Below are 19623 nucleotides of genomic sequence, written 5' to 3'. Positions count from 1 at the left end.
TCCGCAGCACAAAAAGAACGGGGGCGTGGTCCGAAGAGGAATTGTTACATAAGTGGTTTTTGTATATCGCCGAGTAGAGTTGCAATAGATCGGGAGCTTGGACCACGAATGGATGACGGAGAGCCATGCAAGAATGAAGACACCCAGACGAGGCTCTGAAGCCGCTCGCGCACAATTCAGTTCGGCGGCGCCAAAACTTTTGGCAGTCCTGGTCACCGGACTGAGTACTGGAAACGTGACGGCAACGGAGACATGCATTGCTGCGCCGATCGAGGGCAAGGCGAATGTTCAAATCTGCGATGCGGATTTCCCCACCCTTTGGCAGAGGCGGGAGCAGTACGATGGCAGGTACATCATGATCACCGGCTTCGCTACCTACGTAGATGGGAGCCCATACCTGTTCGCTTCAAAAGACTTGTACACCTACATGGCTGCGCGAGGGGGCATCGCGCTGGAGATAGATCCAAGGGACGCGGTGCTCTTCAGGAAGGTGGTGGAGGGCGGAGGACCTGTGACGTTGCAGGGCAGGTACGCGGTCAACCACAGCGCGGTAGCATCGATCGGATTGTTGATCGTCCCCAAGCGACGCTTCTGGCCGGAGACGATGCCGGGTGAACGTCCTCAGCGACCGCCGGACTGAGTTCAGTGGCGATCCTTCAAAGGAGCAAGCGTGCTCCATGCCGCTTTGGACAGAGAAGAACGATGAACAAACTAGCGCGGCTGACCTGCGTCGCTTTGGTCCTCACTGCATGTACTGGCGAAGACCATCCCGCTGATTCCAAGTTGCCTGACCCATGTGTCATCAAGACCAATGGCGCGCCCCCGTCGTGCGAAGTCTCAGCCCAGCACCTACTGTCTGCTGGGCAGGAATTCACTGGGAAGATCGTATCCGTATCGCTCTACTACCCCGGCTATAACGCAAGTCTCTTGTTTTCGGGGGAGGAGTCCGCGGAGATTCACGATCTATCGTCAGCGTTCGTTTTCGACCCGACGTCGCTGCGTGGTGGGAGGACGTTGGAAGATGGCCCTGAGTTGGCTCCCGGCTACTATCGGGTTCGTGCCCGTTTCCAACAGGTGGAGCCGCTGACGGTGGGCGAGGGGGTAGTCATGCCCTTGGTGGTTGCCGGTCGCTTGATTGATATCACTCAATTGGAAAAGATCAGGACCGTCAGGGAGATTCGTGAGGGCTGCACCAAGATCCCCGGATGCAAGATGAACTACCTGCACGGGTTTTATCCGATTCCGACGTTACGGGAGTCGCCGGAATCCTGACCGTCGGGTGCGTCGGCACCACTCCTACGAGGGCTGTGGAAACGTGCTAAATGGCAATCAGTGCGCTGGAAAAAACATCCACTGCAGCGACACGAGGTGACACGTTTTGGCTGTGAAATCATTGATACTGACCCTGGCCCAAGCCAACGCAGCGACTCAAAAACTCCTGGTTGGCGCATATCTGGACAGCTTCAGCGTTACCAGCGTGTCGGTGTCTCTGCAGTTCATCAACCCTGCACTGGTTCAGCGCACGAACCTTTTGGTCGATGTCGATTTTACGTGTCCTGCTGCAGTCCTCAGTCCTTTCTCGAAGACACGCATTGCCGAGGACGAGGATTTCTTCGTTGAACGCAGCGTCTTCATTTCACAGGTATTCAATTGCATCGGCAAAGTGATTGACCGCATGCATGTGGAGGCGGACGGCAGGCTTGTTCTGGTGATTGAAGATGTGTCCGTCGAACTGCACGTCTCTGCTGATGATTGGGCAGATGATGACTCGGTATGGAGCATTGCATTGCACGGTGCGGACGCTCATCACTCGGCGATAAGCGCCGTCTCATGCATCGCAGATGAGTCGATTTTGTTTGTGGCAGACTGTTGAGCTTGGCCATGGTTTGCGGATGGGCCATCCGCAGGTTGGACAACGCGAACAGCCTCACCGGCTAGCAGCCGGCGATACTTCCTGAAGGGCAGGCCGACGACAGCAGGCCTAATCTTGAGGACATCAAATTGCATATGACCCTGCACCTGCAGCAGTTCAACCTCTTCGCGCCGGCCAAGAACGGCCTTGAGCTCAGGGACGGAGGAGGACTCGGTGAGCGTCTTCTCGGATGCGTCTTGACCAGCCGGCTCTACATACGGTCTGCAACGCTGTGAATGGGTCTCGGCACAGCAGATCCGTTCCTTGCAGGCACTAGTAGCTTTCTGTAGGCACCTGAGGTTCAATTGATACATGACCAGCGAATATTCCGCGATCGTTTCGATCCTCGCCTTGATATTTTCAATGATATCCACCTGGATAGCCTATCGAGCGCACCGTGATTCGCACGAATCCAGACAGGATGAGTTGCAACTTGCATTCTCTCGCGAGAGATCCGAGTTCCTGGTTAGAATTGATCGAGCAACGAAGCTGTTTGATCACCACAAGCGCAGGAGCGAGGGTCTGCTGGCTCACATCGACAGCTGGCCACTCCATGAGCAACCCACCATGGCTGATGCTGTCGCACAACTTCGTGGTTAGCTGAGATACTTGGAGGGCTGCCAGCGCCAAGTAGGGTCGCTTCGGGATGAGGTTTACCACCTGAGTCTATCCGGGTTGGCGCATCACAAGCCCCGGTTTCTCGCTCTCATCGAGGACGACGAGAAGATCGTCAGCGAAAGGGCGCTGCGTTCCGAGGTCCTAGGTGCCAACGCGCTCACACAACCCGAGCTGTTGGACGTCTATGCGCAAAGCATGGTGAACCCTGTTAAGGAGGGGGCAGGGGCGCAACAAGTCCGGTCTATACCCAAGGAATGAAGCCTCCGCCGAACCCGGCTGTTTAGGCTGTAATTCGTCTCCTCAGCGACGGTCCCCTCACGTCGTTTGCCGCTGTCGTTCCGCAAAAATGGAGCTTCTTCGCCCGGAAGGGCCAGTGAGATACTCGAGTTCGAGCTACCTTTAAATTGTAGAAAAGAGTCTTGAAGAGGTCAGTCCCCCAGCAGCCGAGCCAATGGATTGCTTGCGGCCCCACCCGTCTGGAAATACCGTACGACGCTCGAAACGGAGCGGTGTTCAGTCAGTTGCATGATCGCCAGCAGCGACACACCCTGACGGCTAGCCTCGGTCACCTACCCGGAGCGATGGTTGTGCCCGTCAAATTTTTTCAGAGCCTCCCTAGTTCAAGTCCTTAAGATCGATGGCTGCTTCGTCAAAGGTCTCTCTTCTTCTGGGAATTGGAAATCGAAGGGCCCTGACCTCTGTTGGCGGATGCAGCTCGCCTATCAAAATGTCATCTGTAGTTCCGTTCCTCTCTTTGGTCTTGAACGTTCCAGTAACTGATACCCAAGAATAACCGTGCTGATCGTACATTTGACGCTGCGAATCCAAAGGCCCTCTAATCCTTACAAAAACTTCGTCGGCAACTCCTGCGTCAAAGAGCTCCTTGCTTGAGCTCAAAACAAAGAGTCCCGCTGAGACAACGAGGTAACCTTCAATTCTCACCTTGCGGCCGTCGAATGATGCTGGATCAGCTGCGAGCGCGCGGAAGGATACTCGGCATACGCTCTCTTTTTTCTCTGATTCGCAGAGTTGCGGAGTGCCGCTTCTTGACGCGTCTGCGCATCCTGCCAGAGAGGTTGCGTAGAAAGCCAAAATAAGGAAGAAACGCACCATCACTTTAGCCCTCTGATTGACCGGTTTTGTTCAACTCTTACACACTTGAAGGAATGGATACATAGTGCGTTGAATTCCATCTCTCAGTTGAAGTCCGAACCATCCATCTTGATTTTATCAATGTCGAGGCGCCGAACGTGCACCCCGACACCGAAATCAGTCTGTCTCCTCACGGGAGGCTGGCGTGCAAGGACGAGGAGCTCACGGGCCATGCGAATATTGAATTGTCGCCTGATCAGGCCGTCAGACTCACCCCAAGTGGCTGACGCGGACAGGATTCCCTAGAAGTTCTACGGCAGTCGCGACATCACGGCGATCCGTAGCGTGGCACTGCCTCAACCCGCACGACCGAGCCAGATCATCGCGAAGGTACAGATGATGCAGCCCACAAGAAGCAGGAAAAACGTCTGCAGCGTGCCGGCAATCATGTTCCTGCCCAATAGATAATGCCTCCATGTGAACTCAGGTTTTCGCTTGAGCGCATGCTGTTCTTTCAACGTGGACTCCTGGTTTTGGTGCCTTTTTGCGGCGTGGCATGTATTGCCCAGATAGACTAAGCCTCTGGAACAGCCACAGCTACTCGCATTTCAAGACCGACATGCCCATACCTCGTGACCTTCCGTCGCAACCTCGCAAACTTCCTCGCCAGGCGCGCTCGATCAGCACGGTGGACGCCATCCTTGAAGCTGCAGCCCGTCTGCTCGAGCAACAGAAGTTCCATGCGTTCAGTACGAACGCGATTGCGGCCCTCGCGGGTGTCAGCACTGGCTCGCTGTATCAGTACTACCCGGATAAGGAGGCTGTCCTGCGAGCGCTGGTCATCAGGGAAATGCAGGGCAGGGTGCATCACGCAGTGGAAGCGATGCGGCAGCACACAGGTCCCGGGGCCGTCATGGCTGGGGTCGCTGCAGCGCTGGCCCATGCGCAAGAGAGGCCAGCGCTGACGACGCAACTCGCATTCGCGGAACCCATGATCCTCGCTGCACCGCACGACAGCGCTCTCACCAAGGGTCTTTTCGTTGTGCTGCAACAAGCGATCCAGCGAGACCACGGGGTATCGGCACAGCTCGCCACTGACTTGGCCCACGATGTCCTGGGCATCTGCAAGGGCATGCTGCTCTCGGCGGCTGCCCGAAACTCCGTCAGTTCTGCCGACCTTGCCAAGAAGATCAGCGTTGCAGTCGGTTCCTATCTGAATGCGATAACCAAATCATGAAGGCAGAACAGGCGGTCTGACAAAGCCGCACGCGCCCGACGCACTGTTTCCTGGCGGTCTCAAGCGTCGGGAAGCGTCCTGTCGGCGCGTTCCCGGAGCCGGCCCGGAATCGTTACGGGGCCAGGTAAGTTAGAGCCTTCAGCAGGATTCGTGGGGCACGTCGCGCCAGCCCCCCTCAATGCGCCTGAAGCGATTACCTGAAATACACCGCTCACCCGGCCGCAATGGCGCCGGAGCGTATTCCGGGATGCTCAGCCTGATTGTTCGCGGACGGATGGCCTCCGCATCCCGCGCCAGCTCAGTGTTTAACCGTGCCATTTCTCGGTCGAACTGTGCCTGTTCGGATTTCGTCATTGGACGCATCAGCTCGGCTGTCATGGCTGCCGCTTGCCGCCTGGCGTTCCACTCAATGAGTCCCATTGCTATTGCGACCGCTGCCGCCACCCCTAGGCAGATTCCTAGCCATGGAATCTCCGGTCGATTTCGATAGGTTGAATTGGAGCTGGAACGCTCCCTGAAATGCACTTTCGCCATGTCTTGTTTGCCAAACGTCGGCTCCTGCCGTTCGCGTTCCATAACATCCCCAAAGCGTGTCCCGGTTCGCATTGTAAGGGTGTGTAGGGCAGGGTCCCTACGGCAAAGGCGTGATCGGCTGAGGTGGACAACAATGGAAGGCTCCTCGCTGCGGCCGCGGCCTGCTTTGCCTTATGGCATCGTGCAGATTGATCACGTTTGGTCTGCAGGAGCCAGCCCGTGGAATCCATTGAAGTTGGCGATGCGCGACGTTGCAGGTCACCGACCGCCAGGCCATATCAGAGGGCTCAAGGCTGTGACACTCGGAGACTTACACAGGTCCACCCTGAAAACCAGAACCGACCTAACGACATGGAAGGGACGCAAGTGCCAACCCAAAGCTCGATCCAATGCCAGCCACAGCTGAAAAAGGCTCCGACTTGACCCAGAATTGATTTCGCATAATGTATAGCCTGTGTTCTGCGCTGTAGCCGCTGCTCTGCATAGCCTGGGCATCGCGGGGCAGGGCGAGACCCACTGCCAGACACAGCGCCATCGCGGTCGCGGCCAGTTTTCGCCACACCGCCTTTTCGTCTGAACTGATGGCTCTCGCCTCGCCGACGATCCCCAGTACCCGCGCCAACGGCGTTCCCGTAAGTCCTGCCAACGTCGCGCAAACAACGGCGTTGGGCAGCGAAACGCCGCGCCTGTAGTTACTCACGGCAGCCGGCCGAATCCCTAGCGCCTTCGCAAGCTCGGAGTCATTCGCTGATTTCGTAGCCGCCTTCGCTGCGTCTAGAAGCTCATCAATCGTGGACATATTTTTCAAAGCCCCTTGACATTGGATTACAAGGGGTATTGAATCACGTCCGGATTCAAAGGGTCTTTGAATCCCCCGCCAGCCGGTTCCCAAGGCCGTTGGCGGGTCATCTTGGGCTTGGGGCATGGGGATGCAGCAATGGACGCATTGATTCTGGCCTCGCTCGGGGGCGCGGTACTGGCCGTCTCCGTCGGACTTGCCAAGTTCTTCACTCGGATCTACGACTACCGCCAAGCAGTAGCCGTGCGCTCCATTCGTCAGAGCGCCTACGTTGCCCAGGCATCCGCACAGGTGCGGCAGTGAGCGCTCGCCTCTTCTTGTGGTTGGTCCCCGCCATTCTCTTTTTTGCGTGCAGTGCCGTGCTGGGCTTCATGGCTGGCACTGTACTTGCCGAGGATTGGAACGCTGTCGCTACTGAGCGTGGTGTGATCCAGAAAGCCTGCCTCGAAGGAAATGACCGCGCCTGCCGCGTCTACGAGGTTCGATATGGCCGCTAAGGTCAACCCTCGTTTCCGCGAGCCCGTGCTTTCCATCTCCCCGCTTGAGGCTGAGATTCGCGGCCTGATGCAGCTGGATAAGCTGCGCTACACCATCGAGCAGCGCGCCATCGGTGGTACATGGGCGCACAAGAGTGACTACGGCACCGACGAGGCGCACGCACTCCGTAATGCGCGTTGGTTCCGCCAGATGCTTCGCGGCAAGGTTGATTTCCGCGTGTGCGTTCGCCTTGGCAACGCAAAAACGGTGATCCTCGGCGAAGTCGAGGTGCATCGTGGTTGAGCGCGTGCAGGCGGCGGGCGAGGGGCTCCCCGCGTCTAACAGGGGAGTCAGTGAATTCAGCAACCCCGAGGGAACCCTGACGGTCGGCATTGACTGGTTCTCGGCTTCTATTGATCTTTTCGTGGCGCTTGATGAGGTTGGTTTCCTCAACGGCGACGCCCAGGACGAAGTCCGCCAGTGGATCGACTTCAATCCCGACAACGCTCGCGTGGCCGCATTGCAGGTCTTTACGTGGTTCTTCGCCGGTCTCGGCCTTGAACTGGATGACACAGCGGGCGGCGGTCGGTTCTACGCATGGCGCGTCAAGATCCTTGACGCAGAAAAGAAGATGGTTGGCATGGTCGAGTTGGGCGGCGACAACTGCCAGCGCGTCGACGGTACTGTCACTGCCCGTGTCGAGTTGACCGGTGAAGGTTGCAAGGCAATGAGCGCTGCGCGCTGCGGCCATGCGAAGCGGTGGCTGGAGCTTCGAGCGAAGCTCGAAAGCTGCGCAGGAAGGATCACCCGTCTTGACGTTTGTGCCGATGATCTGATGGGTAAATACCCTTTGCGTCTCGCGCAATCTTGGTACGCCGATGGTGAGTTTGACCAGCGTGGACAGCGCCCCAAGGCCCGCTTGATTGACGACTACGACAGTGGCGACGGAAAGACGTTCTATGTCGGCGGCAAGCAATCTGAAAAACAGCTTCGCGTCTATGAGAAGGGCAGGGAGCAGGGCGACAAAGACTCGCCGTGGGTTCGCTATGAGGCTCAGTTCCGAGCGTCGAATCGAAAAGATCTCCCGTTGGACCTTCTCCGTGACCCCGCCTCTTATCTGCTCGGCGCGTACCCGGTGCTTCGCTTCCTCCGCTGCGTATCGACGCGCATCGAAATCACTAAGGCCGCTGTCGCGGCAACCATCAAGAGTGTTCGCCGGAACATCAAACGCCAGTACGGCGCTGCCCTGAACGTCATTGTCAAGCACTGCCCGGACGCGGAAGCCGTCAAGGCGGTAATCGAATCCTGCACTTCGCCAAAGCTGCCGAAGTGGTTTTCAGGTGATGTAGCAGCTCATTGGCCCGAAATCGCGGGCGTAAATCAAACCTCAAAGGGGTAACGAAAGATGGACCACAACAACGCCAAGGTCACCGTTCTCGATTCGCAGGTCGCCGAGCGCGGCGGTACGTTCGAAGGTAACAAGGGTGAGCAGATCAGCTACACCACTCGCAAGCAGAAGGGTCGCATCGAAGTCGGCGGCTTCGCGTACCCGGTAGATATCCGTCTGGAAGACGGTCAGCCGCCGTACGCAGTCGGTGACTACGAGTTGGATATCGCATCGATGCTCCAGGTCAACAAAGGCGTCATGAGCCTGTCGAAGTTCACGGCGCTGCGCTCGCTCACCAAGCCCGCTGCACGGGCTGCCTAAGAAATGTCCGCACCGGTCTCTCTGTACGTAGTTGGCTGTGCCCCTGAGAACGTTCAGGCGGATGCCACATGCTCGGTGCCGGTGTGGATGCCATACCACCAGCCAGTTTTACCACCCCTGTCTCTGGCCGATGGAACCCTTGTCGCATTCTCTATCGTGGGGGTGTGGGCAGTCGGGTTGAAAGCGCGCGTCGTATTCCGCGCCGCGCGTCTCGGGGTCTACTGAAATGACGAGGAATACCGCAATGAAGAACATCATCAACACCGCGCGTCGCGTTGGCGCATCCACTGCTGCAAAGGTTGGTACCGGCCTGTCCGCTGTCATGGCGTCTGGCGCTGCATTCGCCTCCGGCAGTGGCTCGCCGGGTTCCGCCATCGCTGGCGAACTCGCGGGTGGTAAGGCAGAAATCGGCTTGGTGGTCGCAGCGTGTGCAGTGCTCATCGGCCTGATCCTCCTGTGGTCGTACACCCGCCGCGCTGCGAAGTAAGGCGCAAGGGTTGTCCAGGCAGGGGCGCGCGGAAACGTTCGCCCCTTTTTTTCTGCACGATATAGGGGGTTCTATGGGTTACTTCGTGATTGTCGCGGTATGTGGTGCCTGTTGGCTCGCATTCGAGGGCATGTGATGAAATGGCTAGTTCACATGTTCGCTCGCGCGTTTGTCAGGCGACTGGCATATCTTGTCATTGCCCTCATAGTCGCCACTCTCTTCTCCCCGCGCGCATGGGCCGTTGACTATCCCGATCAGGGTGCAGCTTATGCCGGGTGCATGTCTGAGGCGGGCAGGGCGGTGTCGCTTGCTGATTCTGGCACGCGTCGCATGCACGCTGAAACGTGCTCTCTTGAAGGAGCTTCGACGGATTCTCCTGGCTATTACTGCTTTGTTGAATGGCGGAATTCGCCCACGGCCGCTTGGGCCGGCGCAAGGACTGATTGTCCTCAGCGAATGCATTTCTTCCCGAAAGACAAATCCTGTGCTGCCCGACCGTCAGGTGTTACCCCGTTCTTTACTCCTACGGGTTCGGTCCGCTGCATGTCCGGCTGCGAGTCCGTGTTCCGCCAGAACGCAGATGATACGAGTACCTACAGCGCAACCGGGAAGCTCTGTGACAAAAAGCCCGACTGTAATGCGCAAGGCAAGAACATGGTTTGGAATGCAGGCCTCGGCGTCTGTCAGCCAGTTGAGCCAGAGTGCCCTGCTAATCAAGTGGTGGTTGGCAATGCTTGCGCTGATGAGCAGCCGTGTCCCGATGGTATGGCGCTCGTCAATGGCTCGTGCAAGAAAAAAGATGAGGAATGCCCTGCAGGGATGATTCGCTCTCCCTTGGGTAATTGCATTCCAGGCGACGGGCAATGTGCTGCAGGTGAGGTGCGCGGCAAAGATGGGACATGTAAGAAAGACAGTGATAACGATGGCAGTCCTGATGAAGGCGAGGACGGTGAACCTGATCCTGATGGAAAGCGTAAGGATCAGTTTTCCGGTGGTGATGACTGCAACAGTCCCCCCTCTTGTAGCGGGTCTCCCATCATGTGTGGTCAAGCTCGCATCCAGTGGCGCATTGATTGCAACACGCGTCGCAACAACAACATTTCCGGCGGTCAGTGCACGCAGGCTGGCGCCCCAGTGTGCACAGGTGAAAAGTGCAGCGCGATGGAACACACGCAGCTGATGATGCAGTGGCGCTCCGCGTGCGCTCTTGAGAAGCTCGTCGCAAAAGGTGCCGGAGATTCGTCAGGTGGCCCCAGCACTGATGCCAACGGCAATGGCGTCGCTGATGCACTGGAGGGGCAGGGCGCTGTTACTTCCCCCGGAGACGGAGCCGCTGACGTTGCCTCTGCCAAAAAGTGGGGCCTCGGCGTTTCTACCAACATGATCGACACCACCAGTCTTTTTGGCACCGCTGGGTCGTGTCCTCAGCCTCCGTCTATCACCATCATGGGAACCACCGTTAGCGGTGCGGATTTCCCATATTTCTGCCAGCTTGCCGCCATCATGCGCGGGCTCATTCTGATGTTCGGCGCGTACTTCGCACTGCGCATCTTGCTTGGAGGTAGCGTCTGATGGGCATGGTATGGGATTGGATTTCTAAGGGTGTTACTCACCTTGTCGGAACGGCCAAAGACGCTGCGGCCGGCATCGTTGGCAAGTTCCTTGCAGCATTCGGCCTCACAACCATTACGTTCAATTCCGTTCTGCCCAGCCTCAAAAGCTTCGTGCTGCAGTACGTTGGGGCTATACCCGGCCCCATGCTTGATTTCCTGTCCTATCTCGGCGTCGGAACAGTCATGTCGATGATCCTCTCGGCTCTCACTGTTCGGATGACGTGGAAGGTATTCATCGTTCCGAAGACCGTGGCTGATCAGATCTCGGGAGGCGGCTCATGATCTACTGGTATACCGGCCTGCCAGGACATGGCAAAACACTTCACGCCATTGAGCGTCTTCTAGAATTCAAGGATCAGGGGCGCATGGTCTATGCGTGCAACATCCGCGAATTCGACTATGCAAAGACGGGTGTTCTTGAGCTCACTCCTGAGCAGTTTCGTGACTGGCCGGACTTCCTTCCTGACGGTGCCGTTGCACTGGTTGACGAAGCTTACGAGCATGGGATGCTTCCAAAGCGCGCACCGGGAGCCAAGGTCCCTCGGCACGTAGAGCAACTGGCTAAGCACAGGCATCGTGGCCTGGACTTTATTTTTGTCAGCCAGTCACCTGATAAGCAGTGCGATCAGTTCGTGCACGATCTCATTGAACGTCACGTCCATGTGCGTAGGCGATTCGGTACCAACTTCGTGCATCTGCGAGAGTTCGACCGCTTTGAAGCGCAAGCTGAGAAGGCCACTCCGCTCGTTATCCGGCGCAAGAAGCTACCAAAGCGCCCTATGGGTCTTTACAAGTCCACGGAGATGGACACCACCGAGCGAAGGGTTCCGTGGTACGTCATCGCGCTTCCAGTAGCGGCTGTCCTCGGCGCGGTGTTGATGTATTACACGTTTGGTCGAATGGATAAGCGGTTTTCAGGCGATACCGCCGATACAGCAGCGCTCAATCCACCAAGCGCATCGTCGCCGCGCGTCGGAGCGTCAGCGACGGCGGGCGGTGGCGGTGCAGCGTTTTCTGATAAGACCGCTGAGGAATACGCGAAGAGCTTTATTCCGCGATTTCCATCTCAGCCGTGGACTGCGCCTGCATACGACTCCGCGCTCAACCTTCCGTCAGAGCCTCCGCGTGTTTTTTGTATGGCCTCTCGTGGCGGCACCAATGCCCAAGGCGATCACGATGGTCCCAGCTGTACTTGCGTCACTGAGCAAGGCACGCGCTATGACCTCGACGACCCCACCTGTCGGTTCGTTGCTCGCAACGGACAGTACGAGCCCTACAGGCACCAGCGTGAGGACCGGTTCGCCGATGGCGGCACGCAGATGGACCGGGCAATTGACGACATACGGATGAAAGAGCAGGGCGGTAGTGCACTCGTTGCCAGGACGCAAAGAGCTCAGGGCACGTTTCCCGAATCCCCCGGCTACGAAGGGTCCGGGGTCACTCAGCTATCCGAGGCAAAACTATGACGAGCGGTGGACGTGAGTTGTTGAAATGGATCGCTGTTCTTCTGATGACCGGCGACCATGTGACTAAGGTTCTCGAGCTCGGGTATGTTCCTGTTGCCACCGAACTTGGCCGTGTCGCATTCCCTTTGTTCGCGTTGGTGCTTTCCTACAATCTGGCCCTTCCGGGCACAGACCTAGTCAAATCCATACGGCGCTTATTTGCTTGGGGTCTGGTCGCCACTCCGGTGGCTTTCATGGCATTCGGTGAGCTGCTACCGCTCAACGTGCTTGTTACCTTTTCAGTCGGGTCTACGGCCATATGGTCGATAGAGCGCCGGAACTGGCCCGTGGCGGCCTTCGCGATGCTGATAGCTCCACTTGTGGTTGATTACGGCTTCCCCGGCGTGTGGCTCGTTGTAGCGGCTCACAGCTGGTTCCGGCAGCACGGAAAGCGCATGCATTGGCTGCTGGGCTGTTGGGACTTCCGTCGATCACGGCTGTATCTCGTGCTCCCCGTTTGGATATGGATCTGCATGGCGTTGCTTTGCCTCTACAACGGCAACGCATGGGCGCTTCTCGCGCTTCCACTGATGCAGCTCGGCGAGCTTTCTTGGACGATCCCTCGCACTCGCTGGGCTTTCTACGCCTATTACGTTGGGCATCTCGTTGTGCTTACGGCTTGCAGCTGACTGGTTGCCCGCGGTGCGTTACAGATTCCCAGCCGTCGGCAGTGCGGTCAATCAATTTTCCTCCCATGCATTTCGCTGTTGCTGGCCAGGCAACTACATCGCCGTTTGACAGCATGTTCGGCTCTGGTGCGCAGCGCGCTTGGTGCACTTCGTGTAGCGTTACCGTTTCCACGGTTCGTGAGCCCTTCAAATCCTCCGTGGCTTGTGCCAATGCAACTCTGTTTGCCTGCAATGCGAAGCCCATTGCCACTGCACAGAGCCCCATAGCTGCTGCCACCACTTGCCAACCTGTCTTTTCCATAAGAACCTACCTAATTGCGTCTTTGGCATTCTACCGGGGTGTAGGGGCAGGGCCCCTACGGTAAGCGCCTCACCCGCGCTTGCGTGGCTTCGGCCCTCGGCGCATCTGGACCACATTGGACGTCTCGGCGGCGGGGCCAGTTGTCACCCGGTCAACCGACTTTTCAGTAACGTAACGAGTTACCCTGCCGCCCTTAATTTTTGAGGCTATTCATGACTGATTTTTCTTTTTTGGAACTGGTTGCTGCAATTGCGCTCGGGTCGGGCATAGGGCGCGTCTGGATCGATTGCTGCAAGGCCTTCGGCACTTTCCTATCGAAGCGGCGTGACAGCCATGGGGGGTGATTCGCCGCTAGCTCAACGCCTTACACGCGTTGGCGGGGCTTCGGCCCACGGCTGATCTGCACCACATTGGAGGACTCTTCGCCCGGTCCGCGATCACCCACGCCCAGCCGCTTTTCTCGCCTCCGCCTTATCGCATCGCGAAGATTGATGACATTTTCAGAACGATGACAGAAGCCGGCGTCGCAATTACGAGCACAGGTGGAACTGTCGATCGCTGGATCTGAACGGGCCTCCGCCATCATCAACCGCCATTCCCGAGCGATGTTGCAAGTGAGCGACCACCAGGTCATGTCGCAGGGTTCGAGACTGTGTCCCTCAGGGGTGAACATCTTTCCAGCCTGGAAACCGAAACCGGCCCAATGGCCGGTCAGTTCTACACGGTCGTGCGGATCCATCTTGCTCATGCTGCTAGCTCGTCCTTGTCGTCAGAGCCGGAAGGGAAGCAAGAGCCGATCCAAAGCTTTATCCAGTGCCAACCGGACGAAACGAACGCCATCCCGGCCCTGACCCAATTGCGCATAATGTATATTATGTTACGAAAGACCAAGCCCTGACTGTCTCACAGGATGCGACAAGCTTCGATCCCCTAGTCAAATAGACGTCCCTCCTCAACGGCGCCAACTTTTCCGGTAGGATCCAGGCGAATGGCGCCAAAGTGGAATACTAGGCTCGCTGCCCTCCAGATCGTGCGGTCAACGTCGGTGCAATCTGTCCGGTGAAATGTTGATGCAAGTAAAATGATGATGCGAGCTATTTCAGAAAGGGAAAGGTTCCTGATCGAAGGCGTGGCCAAGCGCCTTCCGCCGCAGGACGCGTCACAGCTGATTGAAGATATGAATAGATGTAGTGCCGTGGATCGCTTCCCGGATGGCGCTGTAGTCTTGTTTATCATTGAAGGGTATGACCGACCGAAGTACGAGGGTCAGCATTCTTACCCTGTAGAAATCCGCCTTTCTGACGCAGATGGGGCCGACTTGACAGCAATTCTGTTCGCGGACCCCAACGACCGTCTTTATGAGCTTGAAATTGTGAGGTGGGACCTTGGGGTATTGGTTGGACCGAACATGGAGTCAGTGGAGTTTTATTGACCTTCAGCGTGCTCAGGAGGCCCCTCCCTGTGATGGACTGCCCCGACTGCTACCGAGCTTTAGCACGTAACTCGGACGCCCATCCCGAGTCCGTCGGCAAGCCCGCGAAGGTTTGCCAGCATGATGTTGCCCCTGCCCTACTCTCTCCGTCTCCGCCGCCGCACCGCCGACACCTGCCCAACTACCGCCGTCGCCAGGATCAAACAGTTCGTCACCACGAACACCGTAGACCCCACCAAAGCGCTGTAAGCAATGAACAGCACCGACGCCGTCATCTGGCCCACGAACAACCACGTAGATACGGCTTCCACGGAATCAGCCTTGTGTTGTTTGTGGATCTGGCGCGCCAGCGTAGCGATCAACACCACCGTGGCCGCCCAGCCCAACAGGTCCGCCGTCACTTCCATGCTCAGCCCTGCAGCGCTCGCGTCGGCAGCAGCCGCGTACCGACATCAAGGACTTCCCGCTCCAACGCCCGCAGGAATTCGCTGAAACCGTGCGGTGCGCGCGCCGAGCGGCGGGCACTGGTGAGCACGGCAGGCTTCGCATGCCATGCAATGGATGCGCGGGTATTGCTCAGCGCACTCACCAACGCGACATCCTCGCCGGTGGAAAGTGTCTGGAAACCGCCAGCGGCCAGGTACGCAGGCGTGCTCACGCCCATGTTGGCCCCATGGATATGGCGATGACCATCCCTGACGAGTTCGCGTTGCGCGAAGGCGTCTCGAACCGCGTCCGGATAGTCCATCCAGTCGGCGACGTTCACCACGCCGCAGAAGGCATCTGCACCACAGCCTACCTGCCTGCTCAGCCAGTCGCGGGGCACGATCGTATCGGCGTCCGTGCTGGCGATCCAACGCGCCCCCTGGGCAATTGCATAATCCGCGGCGGCCGCACGTGCAGCGCCAACGCAGCGCGCATTTACTGCAATGGCCATCACGCCCTGCCCCTCACACACCGCCGCCGTTGCGTCGGTGCAGCTGTCCAGCGCCACGACGGTCAGCACGGCCTCGCCCCGCAATCTCGGATGCTGGGCGGCGCGGCTGACAGAGGCCAGACAGTGCTGGATCGCGGCCGCCTCGTTGTGGGCCGGAATGATGACGCCGATCATCGCAGTCCCTCCCATTGCGCCACGCTGGTCGCCTGCGTGCTCCATCCCTGAAGCAGCAGATCATCGTCGCGATAGGTGAATGCCTCCACCAAGCCCTGGCCGAGCGCTTCGTGCACCTGGTCAGTGTTGCTGCGGGCCTCATCAAACCCATGCCGCCAGTGGCAGCCCAGCAGGAGGCCGCCATCGGCGAGGCTCCCACGCAGGCCAACAGCGAGCTGCTCAAGATCAGGCTCCGCCAGGTAGTACCCGACTTCGCTGATCACGATCAGATCGAACCGGCCGGCAGGCCAGTCCTGCGGGTGCACGGCGCGTTTAAGCGTCACGTGGGGATACATGCGCGTGGAAGCGGCCGCCTCGGTCAAGGCGTCTGCGCTGATATCGGTACCCAACAGCGTGTCACAACGCGGCGCCAGCTCCGCCGTGAGTACGCCATTCGAGCAGCCCAGCTCCCACGCTTTCTGATACCGCTGCCGTGGGAGCGCGGCGATGGTGAGCGCACGCTTGCGCGCTTCATACCAGCGGCTACGGTACTGAAACGGGTCAGGCTGCTGATACAAGGTATCGAAGTAGGCGGCGGTACTCATCCGATCAGCACCTCGTAGGGCCGCTTGAAACGCGCGGTAACGTGATCGGGCAGGATGGGCGCGCAGTCGAGTCCGTCCACCGCGCCCATCTGGGTGGCGAACGCCCGCATTGCCTGCTGCTTGCGCGACATCGAGGCGTCACACAGGGCGACGCGCGAGGCCACGCGCCACGGCCCCATGGTGGTGTGCGGATCCATCCAGTGCCATGCCCATACCGGATACTGCAGCGCACGCACACCGCGTGCCGTCGCTGCCTCCAGCGTCGCACGTCCGGTTGCCTCGTGGTCCGGATGGGCATCATGCACCCACGGACCCAGCACCAGGTCACCCGGCAGGAGTTGTGCCACCAGCAACGTGACCAGTTCGGCCTCGCGCAGGCTGACGCCACCATCTGGAAGGCCCAGCAAGGTCACATGGGTGGCATCGAGCCCAAGCTCGCGCATGGCGGTGGCCAGTTCGTGCCGCCGCGCATCGCGCAGGCGCGCAGCAGGCCACAACGGTTGATCGGGATAGCAGGCCTCGCCGTCGGTTACCGAGATCACATGCACGTCCGCACCGAGGCGTGCGGCCGCCTGCATGAGGCCGCCACAGCCCAGCACTTCATCATCCGGATGGGGCGACACGATAACCAGCCGGCGCGCGTCCTGCAGCACCGAATGGGCCTCGCGTGTTGGCAGCGCGCCCAGCCACGAAGACGATTCCCACTCGGCTTCCGGCGTGCCCTGCCCTTCAATCCGGGGTCGAGGGGAAACAGGTTTTACAGACTCCATGTGCCCTCCTGCGCCTGCACATCGCGCCCCAGCGCGGCCCAGTCGCGGTCTGCGTGGCTTTGACGAATGAAGACGGTCAGGTCGCTCCAGCGACGGGCATGCTCCGCATCCAGACACATCGGTGCAGGTCCAAGCGCGCGCCCCACCATATCAAGCACGCGCGTGCAGGTGCGCTCCACGACGCTGCGCAGGCGGACCACTTCGGTCTGCCACGGCCGCGACGGATCGGAGTCGATGCGCGCTGCGAGGTCACGCAGCAGCGCAGCCGCACTATGCAGTGCCATATCGACCTCGCCCAGCAGGGCCGCGGTCTGTGCGTCGGTCGCAACGCGCGGAGAACGCTGCAAGGGCGCAGCCAACGCGGCGGCGGCACCGTACCAGCAGGCGGCAATGCCAGCGCCACCGTGCCAGAAACCCGGACGTGCCAGGTAGGCGCCTGGCGCTCCCACGGGCACGGCAGCAACCCCATCAAAGCGGGCCGTCCCACTGGGGATGCCGCCCATGCCGGTGGCGTGCCACGTCTGCGGCTGCAGCAGGATGCCGGCCGCATCGGTGCGGACCTGCACGAGCTGCGGGCCGTCAGCGCTCTGTGCGGTGACCAGCGCAACATCCACCAATCCCGCACCGGAGCACCACGGCTTGTTTCCTGTCACGGTGCCAAGGGCCGGGTCAAAACAGAGCGTTGCCTGCGGGCCCTCGGCTGCCCACACTGCGGCCAGGGCGTCCTGCGGCAGGGCATCAGCATGCAGGTCGGCAAGAATCGCCTGTGCGTCGTAGTGGGCTTCGACAACCTTCACCACGCAGAGATCGCGGGCGGCGATGTCGGCCAGCGCACGCCAGCGATCCAACGTATTGCCACGTCCTGGCAACGGCAAGGCAGGCAGGCGGGCCAAGACCTCACGTGCGCCGGCATCCAGCGCGGGCGATGCGTGCTCTGAAAGCTGGTCCATCAGGGCGTCAGGATGACCTTGCGGCAGTCCTCCTCCTTGCGATCGAAGATCTCGTAGCCACGTACCGCGTCCTCCAGCGAGAGCCGGTGGCTGATGATCACGCCAGGATCAAGCGCACCTTCGCCGATGTAGTCCAGCAGTTCGGGCATCAATCCCTGTACATGCGTCTGACCCATTTTGAACGTCAGCCCCTTGTCGAAGGCATCGCCCAGCAGGAAGCCGTGCAGATAACCCGCGTAGACACCCGGAATGCTGACCGTGCCGCAGCGCCGGGTAGCCGCAATGCACTGACGGATCGCCACCCCACTGCTGCCTTCCACCTTCAGCGTGGTGAGCGCGGTCTCCAGCGCGCTGCCCTCCGCCTCGAAACCCACGGCCTCGATGGACGCATCCACGCCGCGCCCGTTGGTCTGGGTGATGATGTATTCGGCAGGATCTTCGATCTTGCTGAAGTCGACCGGCGTCACCCCGTATGTGCTTTCGGCGAAGGCCAAGCGATACGCAAGGTGATCCACCATGAAGATGGTCTCCGCGCCCAGCAGGCGGCAGCAGGCAGCTGCCATCAGCCCCACCGGCCCGGCACCGAAGATCGCGACCGTCGAGCCGGGCTTGACGCCGGCGTTGATGGCGGCCTGATAGCCAGTGGGCAGGATGTCGGACAGGAACAGGACCTGCTCGTCCGCGAGCACGTCCGGTATGCGCAGCGGCCCCACATTGGCCTTGGGTACCCGCACATACTCTGCCTGGCCGCCGGACACGCCACCGTACAGATGGCTGTAGCCGAACAACGCCGCCGGCGGGCGGATGCCCTTCTGGTTGAGTGCCGCGCCCTTGCCGGTGTTCGTGGTCTCGCACGCGGCGTGCTCGGACAACATGCAATGGAAGCACTGCCCGCACGCAATCACGAAAGGCACCACCACGCGGTCACCCGGCCGCAGGTCAGTCACCTCGCTGCCCACCGCTTCGACAATGCCCATGAACTCATGGCCCAGGACGTCGCCGGCGTGCAGGTCGGGAATCTTGCCGCGATACAGATGCAGGTCCGAACCGCAGATGGCGGTCGCCGTGACCCGGAGGATCAGGTCATCGGGCGCTGAGATGGTCGGATCGGGTACGGTCTCTACCCGTACATCCTTGCTGCCGTGGTAGGTCAATGCACGCATGGTCCGGCTCCTTGAAGATCGTAGCACCCAGTGATACCTGCCAACCCATGGGTGAACGGTGACCAAGATGTGCGTGCGGCGTGCATGCGCGCGATTCAGGCCCTCGCCCGTCGCGGGGCCAGGGTCGCCGATGCGCCCCACCCCGCCCCGGAAACGCCCGCCGCTACGCGCGGCGGGCGTTTCAGTACGCGGATCAGGGCCAGCTGATCCCCACTTCCGGCGTTGTCTCAAGGATGCCGTCGATCCCGCAGGCCAGGCCCACATTGGACTCCAATGTCCCCGTCAGGCTGAGCCGCCCGCCGATCAACGTGCCGTCAAGCGTCCCGTAGCAGTGGACCCCAAACGGCCCGTTCACCCTGACATCGCGGATCTCGAGGGTCGTGGCTGATGTTGGCAGCACAGCCCAGCTTCCGCTGCCCCTTATCACCGCGCACCCCCGTGATGTGCCGGAGAACTCGGAGACATCTCCGTCGATCTTCCCGGCTCCTGCCGGATCGATGTCACCAAACAAGGTGACAGAACAGGTGCCGGAATACGGTCCTGCCGAGAGCTTGATGGCGCCCATTCCTTCAAAAACCGAATCAACCGGCGTCAGTCCGCTGGCGTGCGCGGTACCGCTGGCCAGCAGGCCAACGGCGACCAGCGACATGCCGAGGTGATGCATTCCCATGACTTTCATATGCGTGCGTCCTGCCCGGTGC

The 19623-nt window shown here is 59.7% G+C and carries 24 protein-coding genes and 1 pseudogene; 14 read left to right on the top strand and 11 right to left on the bottom strand.

The genetic code is table 11. The features are described 5' to 3' along the window. Nucleotides 1–97: 97 nt before the first annotated feature. The 3 genes from IFT65_RS01160 to IFT65_RS01150 all read left to right on the top strand — a co-directional run bounded on the left by IFT65_RS01160 (nucleotide 98) and on the right by IFT65_RS01150 (nucleotide 1873). Nucleotides 98–640, top strand: a complete 543-nt coding sequence (locus IFT65_RS01160) for a hypothetical protein (RefSeq protein WP_206756809.1) — start codon at nucleotides 98–100, stop codon at nucleotides 638–640. A gap of 62 nt (nucleotides 641–702) precedes the next feature. Next, a complete protein-coding gene (locus tag IFT65_RS01155) occupies nucleotides 703–1272 on the top strand; it encodes a hypothetical protein (protein WP_192079467.1) in 570 nt (189 codons plus the stop codon). 112 nt (nucleotides 1273–1384) lie between these two features. Then, nucleotides 1385–1873 (top strand): hypothetical protein, encoded by a 489-nt coding sequence (locus IFT65_RS01150; protein ID WP_192079465.1) that lies wholly within the window; start codon nucleotides 1385–1387, stop codon nucleotides 1871–1873. Nucleotides 1874–2958: 1085 nt separating this feature from the next. On the opposite strand, the pseudogene IFT65_RS18600 reads toward IFT65_RS01150, so the two are convergent. The 3 genes and pseudogenes from IFT65_RS18600 to IFT65_RS01140 all read right to left on the bottom strand — a co-directional run. Beyond that, nucleotides 2959–3138, bottom strand: a pseudogene (locus IFT65_RS18600) (integrase); the annotation flags it as partial. Nucleotides 3139–3145: 7 nt separating this feature from the next. After that, nucleotides 3146–3643, bottom strand: a complete 498-nt coding sequence (locus tag IFT65_RS01145; protein ID WP_192079463.1) for a hypothetical protein — start codon at nucleotides 3641–3643, stop codon at nucleotides 3146–3148. Between the two features lie 335 nt (nucleotides 3644–3978). Then, a complete protein-coding gene (locus tag IFT65_RS01140) occupies nucleotides 3979–4140 on the bottom strand; it encodes a hypothetical protein (RefSeq protein WP_192079461.1) in 162 nt (53 codons plus the stop codon). Nucleotides 4141–4310: 170 nt separating this feature from the next. Here IFT65_RS01140 and IFT65_RS01135 point away from each other — a divergent pair, with 170 nt between their 5' ends. The 10 genes from IFT65_RS01135 to IFT65_RS01085 all read left to right on the top strand — a co-directional run bounded on the left by IFT65_RS01135 (nucleotide 4311) and on the right by IFT65_RS01085 (nucleotide 12611). Then, nucleotides 4311–4859 (top strand): TetR/AcrR family transcriptional regulator, encoded by a 549-nt coding sequence (locus IFT65_RS01135; protein ID WP_192079459.1) that lies wholly within the window; start codon nucleotides 4311–4313, stop codon nucleotides 4857–4859. A gap of 1471 nt (nucleotides 4860–6330) precedes the next feature. Then, nucleotides 6331–6495, top strand: coding sequence for a hypothetical protein (locus IFT65_RS01125; RefSeq protein WP_192079455.1), 165 nt, complete (start codon nucleotides 6331–6333; stop codon nucleotides 6493–6495). 183 nt (nucleotides 6496–6678) lie between these two features. Continuing rightward, nucleotides 6679–6972 (top strand): hypothetical protein, encoded by a 294-nt coding sequence (locus IFT65_RS01120; protein ID WP_192079453.1) that lies wholly within the window; start codon nucleotides 6679–6681, stop codon nucleotides 6970–6972. Next, entirely contained in the window at nucleotides 6962–8068 is a 1107-nt protein-coding gene (locus IFT65_RS01115) for a replication initiation factor domain-containing protein (protein WP_192080076.1), read from the top strand. The genes IFT65_RS01120 and IFT65_RS01115 overlap by 11 nt, the downstream gene beginning before the upstream one ends. Nucleotides 8069–8074: 6 nt before the next feature. After that, nucleotides 8075–8377 (top strand): single-stranded DNA-binding protein, encoded by a 303-nt coding sequence (locus IFT65_RS01110; protein WP_192079451.1) that lies wholly within the window; start codon nucleotides 8075–8077, stop codon nucleotides 8375–8377. 244 nt (nucleotides 8378–8621) lie between these two features. Then, the gene (locus IFT65_RS01105) at nucleotides 8622–8864 is read left to right on the top strand and encodes a hypothetical protein (protein WP_192079449.1); all 243 of its coding nucleotides are present in this window, start codon (nucleotides 8622–8624) and stop codon (nucleotides 8862–8864) included. Nucleotides 8865–9425: 561 nt separating this feature from the next. After that, nucleotides 9426–10436, top strand: a complete 1011-nt coding sequence (locus IFT65_RS18900) for a virulence factor TspB C-terminal domain-related protein (RefSeq protein ID WP_249404970.1) — start codon at nucleotides 9426–9428, stop codon at nucleotides 10434–10436. After that, nucleotides 10436–10759, top strand: a complete 324-nt coding sequence (locus IFT65_RS01095) for a DUF2523 family protein (protein ID WP_192079445.1) — start codon at nucleotides 10436–10438, stop codon at nucleotides 10757–10759. Before IFT65_RS18900 ends, IFT65_RS01095 begins: the two co-directional genes overlap by 1 nt. Then, nucleotides 10756–11943, top strand: a complete 1188-nt coding sequence (locus IFT65_RS01090) for a zonular occludens toxin domain-containing protein (RefSeq protein WP_192079443.1) — start codon at nucleotides 10756–10758, stop codon at nucleotides 11941–11943. Before IFT65_RS01095 ends, IFT65_RS01090 begins: the two co-directional genes overlap by 4 nt. Further along, complete coding sequence (locus IFT65_RS01085) at nucleotides 11940–12611, top strand: TraX family protein (protein WP_192079441.1); 672 nt, start codon at nucleotides 11940–11942, stop codon at nucleotides 12609–12611. Before IFT65_RS01090 ends, IFT65_RS01085 begins: the two co-directional genes overlap by 4 nt. 665 nt (nucleotides 12612–13276) lie before the next feature. On the opposite strand, the gene IFT65_RS01080 is transcribed toward IFT65_RS01085, so the two are convergent. Beyond that, a complete protein-coding gene (locus tag IFT65_RS01080; protein WP_192079439.1) occupies nucleotides 13277–13660 on the bottom strand; it encodes a DUF3653 domain-containing protein in 384 nt (127 codons plus the stop codon). A 333-nt stretch (nucleotides 13661–13993) separates the two neighbouring features. On the opposite strand from IFT65_RS01080, the gene IFT65_RS01075 reads away from it, so the two are divergent. Next, on the top strand, nucleotides 13994–14344 hold the full coding sequence (locus tag IFT65_RS01075) for a hypothetical protein (RefSeq protein WP_192079437.1): 351 nt from the start codon (nucleotides 13994–13996) through the stop codon (nucleotides 14342–14344). A gap of 137 nt (nucleotides 14345–14481) precedes the next feature. Here IFT65_RS01075 and IFT65_RS01070 read toward each other — a convergent pair whose 3' ends face one another. From IFT65_RS01070 to IFT65_RS01040, 7 genes are all read right to left on the bottom strand, one after another. Beyond that, nucleotides 14482–14751 (bottom strand): PQ-loop repeat-containing protein, encoded by a 270-nt coding sequence (locus IFT65_RS01070; protein WP_192079435.1) that lies wholly within the window; start codon nucleotides 14749–14751, stop codon nucleotides 14482–14484. A 2-nt stretch (nucleotides 14752–14753) separates the two neighbouring features. Then, the gene (locus IFT65_RS01065) at nucleotides 14754–15455 is read right to left on the bottom strand and encodes a glycosyltransferase (RefSeq protein ID WP_192079433.1); all 702 of its coding nucleotides are present in this window, start codon (nucleotides 15453–15455) and stop codon (nucleotides 14754–14756) included. After that, nucleotides 15452–16039, bottom strand: coding sequence for a class I SAM-dependent methyltransferase (locus tag IFT65_RS01060; protein ID WP_192079431.1), 588 nt, complete (start codon nucleotides 16037–16039; stop codon nucleotides 15452–15454). The genes IFT65_RS01065 and IFT65_RS01060 overlap by 4 nt, the downstream gene beginning before the upstream one ends. Next, nucleotides 16036–16809 (bottom strand): PIG-L family deacetylase, encoded by a 774-nt coding sequence (locus IFT65_RS01055; RefSeq protein WP_192079429.1) that lies wholly within the window; start codon nucleotides 16807–16809, stop codon nucleotides 16036–16038. The genes IFT65_RS01060 and IFT65_RS01055 overlap by 4 nt, the downstream gene beginning before the upstream one ends. Beyond that, a complete protein-coding gene (locus IFT65_RS01050) occupies nucleotides 16797–17759 on the bottom strand; it encodes an acyl-CoA dehydrogenase (protein ID WP_192079427.1) in 963 nt (320 codons plus the stop codon). The genes IFT65_RS01055 and IFT65_RS01050 overlap by 13 nt, the downstream gene beginning before the upstream one ends. Further along, on the bottom strand, nucleotides 17759–18922 hold the full coding sequence (locus IFT65_RS01045; RefSeq protein ID WP_192079426.1) for a zinc-dependent alcohol dehydrogenase: 1164 nt from the start codon (nucleotides 18920–18922) through the stop codon (nucleotides 17759–17761). The genes IFT65_RS01050 and IFT65_RS01045 overlap by 1 nt, the downstream gene beginning before the upstream one ends. Nucleotides 18923–19115: 193 nt before the next feature. After that, complete coding sequence (locus IFT65_RS01040) at nucleotides 19116–19601, bottom strand: hypothetical protein (RefSeq protein ID WP_192079425.1); 486 nt, start codon at nucleotides 19599–19601, stop codon at nucleotides 19116–19118. Nucleotides 19602–19623 lie beyond the last annotated feature (22 nt).

This window comes from Stenotrophomonas sp. CFBP 13725, from assembly GCF_014841935.1.
Lineage (GTDB): Bacteria > Pseudomonadota > Gammaproteobacteria > Xanthomonadales > Xanthomonadaceae > Stenotrophomonas.
This window is presented reverse-complemented; position numbering and strand designations above follow the sequence as displayed.

What these genes read in the sequence shown, in the direction of transcription:
- IFT65_RS01125 (WP_192079455.1), top strand. Translation starts at nt 6,331, where the DNA reads ATGGACGCATTGATTCTGGCCTCGCTCGGGGGCGCGGTACTGGCCGTC.
- IFT65_RS01065 (WP_192079433.1), bottom strand. Translation starts at nt 15,455, where the DNA reads ATGATCGGCGTCATCATTCCGGCCCACAACGAGGCGGCCGCGATCCAG.
- IFT65_RS01155 (WP_192079467.1), top strand. Translation starts at nt 703, where the DNA reads ATGAACAAACTAGCGCGGCTGACCTGCGTCGCTTTGGTCCTCACTGCA.
- IFT65_RS01050 (WP_192079427.1), bottom strand. Translation starts at nt 17,759, where the DNA reads ATGGACCAGCTTTCAGAGCACGCATCGCCCGCGCTGGATGCCGGCGCA.
- IFT65_RS01045 (WP_192079426.1), bottom strand. Translation starts at nt 18,922, where the DNA reads ATGCGTGCATTGACCTACCACGGCAGCAAGGATGTACGGGTAGAGACC.
- IFT65_RS01145 (WP_192079463.1), bottom strand. Translation starts at nt 3,643, where the DNA reads ATGGTGCGTTTCTTCCTTATTTTGGCTTTCTACGCAACCTCTCTGGCA.
- IFT65_RS01075 (WP_192079437.1), top strand. Translation starts at nt 13,994, where the DNA reads ATGATGATGCGAGCTATTTCAGAAAGGGAAAGGTTCCTGATCGAAGGC.
- IFT65_RS01120 (WP_192079453.1), top strand. Translation starts at nt 6,679, where the DNA reads ATGGCCGCTAAGGTCAACCCTCGTTTCCGCGAGCCCGTGCTTTCCATC.
- IFT65_RS01110 (WP_192079451.1), top strand. Translation starts at nt 8,075, where the DNA reads ATGGACCACAACAACGCCAAGGTCACCGTTCTCGATTCGCAGGTCGCC.
- IFT65_RS01085 (WP_192079441.1), top strand. Translation starts at nt 11,940, where the DNA reads ATGACGAGCGGTGGACGTGAGTTGTTGAAATGGATCGCTGTTCTTCTG.
- IFT65_RS01090 (WP_192079443.1), top strand. Translation starts at nt 10,756, where the DNA reads ATGATCTACTGGTATACCGGCCTGCCAGGACATGGCAAAACACTTCAC.
- IFT65_RS01070 (WP_192079435.1), bottom strand. Translation starts at nt 14,751, where the DNA reads ATGGAAGTGACGGCGGACCTGTTGGGCTGGGCGGCCACGGTGGTGTTG.
- IFT65_RS01095 (WP_192079445.1), top strand. Translation starts at nt 10,436, where the DNA reads ATGGGCATGGTATGGGATTGGATTTCTAAGGGTGTTACTCACCTTGTC.
- IFT65_RS01060 (WP_192079431.1), bottom strand. Translation starts at nt 16,039, where the DNA reads ATGAGTACCGCCGCCTACTTCGATACCTTGTATCAGCAGCCTGACCCG.
- IFT65_RS01055 (WP_192079429.1), bottom strand. Translation starts at nt 16,809, where the DNA reads ATGGAGTCTGTAAAACCTGTTTCCCCTCGACCCCGGATTGAAGGGCAG.
- IFT65_RS01080 (WP_192079439.1), bottom strand. Translation starts at nt 13,660, where the DNA reads ATGAGCAAGATGGATCCGCACGACCGTGTAGAACTGACCGGCCATTGG.
- IFT65_RS01040 (WP_192079425.1), bottom strand. Translation starts at nt 19,601, where the DNA reads ATGAAAGTCATGGGAATGCATCACCTCGGCATGTCGCTGGTCGCCGTT.
- IFT65_RS01105 (WP_192079449.1), top strand. Translation starts at nt 8,622, where the DNA reads ATGAAGAACATCATCAACACCGCGCGTCGCGTTGGCGCATCCACTGCT.